Consider the following 2,592-nt stretch of genomic DNA (forward strand, 5'->3'; position numbering starts at 1 on the left):
TCACCATCGAGAACCCGTCGGTGAAATCGCGGTCACGGTCGGCCCAGCTGAACTTGAACCCGGAAAATTGCAGCACATCGGTGCCCGCCGACGGGCCACCCACCTTGAAATCGGTGATGACGCTGCGCACATTGCTGCCCAGCATCTGATTGTACATGATGCCCAGCATGCTGAAAAAATCCTTGCCGGTGCCGCCGGTCAGCCGGTCAGCCCCCAGCATCGAAAGCTCGTCATGGCCCGCGCCGCCATTCACCACATCATTGCCGCGCCCGCCATGCAGCAGATCATTGCCGCGCCCGCCGTTCAGCGTATCGTTACCGCCCATACTCTGAAAATGATCGCCGCCGACGGTCCCGTTCTTGCGCTCGCTTGCTTCGGTGCCCATCCAGAACATCTGTGAATTCCCATGTTGAAAAAATGCCAAAGCCGCAGCCCTTGCAGGCTGCGGCTTCATGCTAGGAAAACAGGGGCCGTAACGTCAACCGTGCAGATGTCGCGGCCCGGGCGCTCAGCCCAGAGCCGCCACGCCCGGCAGCTCCTTGCCCTCCATCCATTCCAGGAAGGCCCCGCCCGCGGTCGAGATGAAGCTGAACTGCTCCGCAGCCCCCGCCTTGTTCAGCGCGGCCACCGTATCGCCGCCGCCCGCGACCGAGACAAGCCCCCCCGCCGCCGTCAGCCGCGCCACGGCGCGGGCCGCCGCATTGGTGGCCGCGTCGAACGGCTCGATCTCGAAGGCGCCCAGGGGGCCGTTCCAGATCAGGGTCTTGGCATTTGCAAACACCTGCTCCAGCGCCGCCACCGTGGCGGGGCCGGCATCCAGGATCATCGCATCCGCCGGGCAGTCGGCGGTCGGCACCGTTTCATTCGCCGCCCCCGCCTTGAACTCGCGCGCCACCACCACATCCAGCGGCAGATGGATGGTGCAACCCGCCGCCTGCGCCTTGCCCATGATCGCGCGCGCCGTGTCGGCCATATCGCGCTCGGCCAGCGATTTTCCGACCTCAACCCCTTGCGCCACAAGGAAAGTATTGGCCATGCCGCCGCCGATCACCAGATGGTCCACCTTGCTGACCAGATTGCCCAGGAGATCGAGCTTGGTCGAGACCTTGGCCCCGCCCACCACCGCCACCACCGGGCGCTTGGGCGCGCCCAAAGCCGCCTCCAGCGCGCGCAGCTCCGCCTCCATCAAGCGCCCCGCAGCGGCGGGCAGCAGATGCGCCAGACCGGCAGTCGAGGCATGCGCCCGATGCGCCGCCGAGAAGGCGTCATTCACATAGACATCCCCCAACTCCGCCATGGCGGCTGCCAGCTCGGGGGCGTTCTTCTCCTCGCCCGCATGGAAGCGGGTGTTCTCCAGCAAGACCACATCGCCGGGGCCCGCCGCCGCAATCGCGGCCTTGGCCACATCGCCCACGCAATCGGCGCCAAACACCACCTTCACACCCAAGGCGCCCGCCAGCGCGCCCTGCAACTGGCCCAGGCTCATCTCCGGCACCACCTTGCCCTTGGGCCGGTCATAATGCGCCAGCAACACCACCTTGCCGCCCTTGGCCTGAATATCCTTCACCGTCGGCACGATCTTTTCGATCCGCGTCGCATCAGAGACCACACCGTTTTCCATCGGCACATTGATATCCACGCGCAAAAGCACGGTCTTGCCGTTCAGGTCGAGATCTTCCAGCGTCTTCCAAGCCATTGCAGTCTCCTCGCAAATCGGTTGCCCCTGTTTCCGCCGATCATGGCGCCACGTCAACCTTTCTGGCCGCTTTGCCCTTTCCCTTCGCGCGCGCGGCCATTACCTTGCGCGCCAGCAAACACAGGAGACCGACCTTATGGCCGAGATCAAAGACCCCGAAAACACCATCATCCTGACGCTGAAAGACGGCGATGTGGTGATCGAGCTTTTGCCCGATGTGGCCCCCAAACATGTCGAGCGCATGAAAGAGCTGGCGCGCGCAGGGGCCTATGACAATGTGGCCTTCCACCGCGTGATCGAGGGCTTCATGGCCCAGACCGGCGATGTGGAACATGGCAATATGGAAAGCCCGTCCTACAATGCCCGCCGCTCGGGCACCGGCGGCTCCGATCTGCCGGACCTGCCGGCCGAGTTTTCCAAACTGCCGCATGACCGGGGCACCCTGGGCGCGGCCCGCTCGCAGAACCCGAACTCGGCCAACAGCCAGTTCTTCATCAATTTCAAGGACAACCACTTCCTGAACCTGCAGTACACAGTCTATGGCCGGGTGATTTCGGGGATGGATGCGGTGGACAAGATCACCCGGGGCGAGCCGCCGGTGAACCCCGATCGCATGATCAAGGTGCGGGTGGCTGCCGATGTTGCGTAAGCTCTCGCTGGCCGCGCTGGCCCTGATCGCCGCCCCCGCCTTCGCGCAGGAAGATGGCGCGGGCCCGAACCTGGTGATCGAGGTCGATGGTCAGACCAAGGGCGAGATCGTCATTGATCTGGCCGATCATGTCGCGCCCAAGCATGTGGCGCAGATCGTCGCGCTCGCCAAGGAAGGCGCCTATGATGATGTGGTGTTCCACCGCGTGATCGACGGCTACAAGGCCCAGACCGGCGATGTGCACTAT

The 2,592-nt window shown here is 64.4% G+C and carries 3 protein-coding genes and 1 pseudogene; 2 read left to right on the plus strand and 2 right to left on the minus strand.

The genetic code is table 11. The features are described 5' to 3' along the window. Positions 1–385, minus strand: a pseudogene (locus JNN06_RS11180) (hypothetical protein); the annotation flags it as partial. A gap of 123 nt (positions 386–508) precedes the next feature. Next, positions 509–1,696 carry a phosphoglycerate kinase gene (locus tag JNN06_RS11185; protein WP_291239672.1) on the minus strand — a complete coding sequence of 396 codons (1,188 nt, stop codon included), beginning with the start codon at positions 1,694–1,696 and terminating at the stop codon, positions 509–511. A 136-nt stretch (positions 1,697–1,832) separates the two neighbouring features. On the opposite strand from JNN06_RS11185, the gene JNN06_RS11190 reads away from it, so the two are divergent. Both JNN06_RS11190 and JNN06_RS11195 read left to right on the plus strand, forming a co-directional pair. Further along, on the plus strand, positions 1,833–2,345 hold the full coding sequence (locus JNN06_RS11190) for a peptidylprolyl isomerase (RefSeq protein ID WP_291239673.1): 513 nt from the start codon (positions 1,833–1,835) through the stop codon (positions 2,343–2,345). Further along, positions 2,335–2,592, plus strand: a 258-nt coding sequence (locus tag JNN06_RS11195; protein ID WP_291239674.1) for a peptidylprolyl isomerase, incomplete at its 3' end; no start/stop codon positions are given. The genes JNN06_RS11190 and JNN06_RS11195, both read left to right, overlap by 11 nt.

The organism is Gemmobacter sp. (assembly GCF_016792925.1).
Lineage (GTDB): Bacteria > Pseudomonadota > Alphaproteobacteria > Rhodobacterales > Rhodobacteraceae > Gemmobacter.

Coding starts and splice junctions, on each gene's coding strand:
- JNN06_RS11185 (WP_291239672.1), bottom strand. CDS start 1,696: ATGGCTTGGAAGACGCTGGAAGATCTCGACCTGAACGGCAAGACCGTG.
- JNN06_RS11190 (WP_291239673.1), top strand. CDS start 1,833: ATGGCCGAGATCAAAGACCCCGAAAACACCATCATCCTGACGCTGAAA.